The organism is Duganella guangzhouensis, from assembly GCF_009674535.1.
Taxonomy (GTDB): domain Bacteria; phylum Pseudomonadota; class Gammaproteobacteria; order Burkholderiales; family Burkholderiaceae_D; genus Rugamonas; species Rugamonas guangzhouensis.
On the sequence record NZ_WKJK01000057.1, the window covers coordinates 1 to 1,475 of the forward strand.

The window sequence follows — 1,475 nt, forward strand, 5'->3', positions numbered from 1 at the left end:
GTTATAGGGACAAGTGAATAAGTGCACATGGCGGATGCCTTGGCGATTACAGGCGATGAAGGACGTAGTAGCTTGCGATAAGCTGCGGGGAGCTAGCAAACAAGCTTTGATCCGCAGATTTCCGAATGGGGAAACCCACCCTTTTAGGGTATCACTCACTGAATACATAGGTGTGTGAGGCGAACGCGGCGAACTGAAACATCTAAGTAGCTGCAGGAAAAGAAATCAACCGAGATTCCCAAAGTAGTGGCGAGCGAAATGGGAAGAGCCTGTACGTGATAGTCGTTTTGATAGTGGAATGCTCTGGAAATGGCAGCCATAGCGGGTGATAGCCCCGTACACGAAATCAAAGCGGTGGTACTAAGCGTACGACAAGTAGGGCGGGACACGAGAAATCCTGTCTGAATATGGGGGGACCATCCTCCAAGGCTAAATACTCGTAATCGACCGATAGTGAACCAGTACCGTGAGGGAAAGGCGAAAAGAACCCCGGGAGGGGAGTGAAATAGATCCTGAAACCGTGTGCATACAAACAGTAGGAGCCTCGTAAGGGGTGACTGCGTACCTTTTGTATAATGGGTCAGCGACTTACATTCAGTGGCAAGGTTAACCGAATAGGGAAGCCGTAGAGAAATCGAGTCCGAACAGGGCGCTAGTCGCTGGGTGTAGACCCGAAACCAAGTGATCTACTCATGGCCAGGATGAAGGTGCGGTAACACGCACTGGAGGTCCGAACCCACTAATGTTGAAAAATTAGGGGATGAGCTGTGGGTAGGGGTGAAAGGCTAAACAAACTTGGAAATAGCTGGTTCTCTCCGAAAACTATTTAGGTAGTGCCTCAAGTATCACCATCGGGGGTAGAGCACTGTTATGGCTAGGGGGTCATCGCGACTTACCAAACCATTGCAAACTCCGAATACCGATGAGTGCGAGCTTGGGAGACAGACGTCGGGTGCTAACGTCCGGCGTCAAGAGGGAAACAACCCAGACCGCCAGCTAAGGTCCCAAAGATTGGCTAAGTGGAAAACGAAGTGGGAAGGCTAAAACAGTCAGGATGTTGGCTTAGAAGCAGCCATCATTTAAAGAAAGCGTAATAGCTCACTGATCGAGTCGTCCTGCGCGGAAGATGTAACGGGGCTAAGCCAGTCACCGAAGCTGCGGATATCCGTAAGGATATGGTAGGAGAGCGTTCTGTAAGCCTGCGAAGGTGTCTTGTAAAGGATGCTGGAGGTATCAGAAGTGCGAATGCTGACATGAGTAGCGATAATGGGGGTGAAAAGCCCCCACGCCGTAAGCCCAAGGTTTCCTGTTCAACGTTCATCGGAGCAGGGTGAGTCGGCCCCTAAGGCGAGGCAGAGATGCGTAGCTGATGGGAAGCAGGTTAATATTCCTGCACCGTCGTATGATGCGATGGGGGGACGGATCGCGGAAGGTTGTCTGACTGTTGGAATAGTCAGTTTCTGGTTCATAGAAGG

General features: G+C 51.0%; 1 rRNA gene. It reads left to right on the forward strand.

The window, feature by feature from the left end:
• Nucleotides 1–7: 7 nt before the first annotated feature.
• Nucleotides 8–1,475, forward strand: a 23S ribosomal RNA gene (locus GJ699_RS33870); the annotation flags it as partial.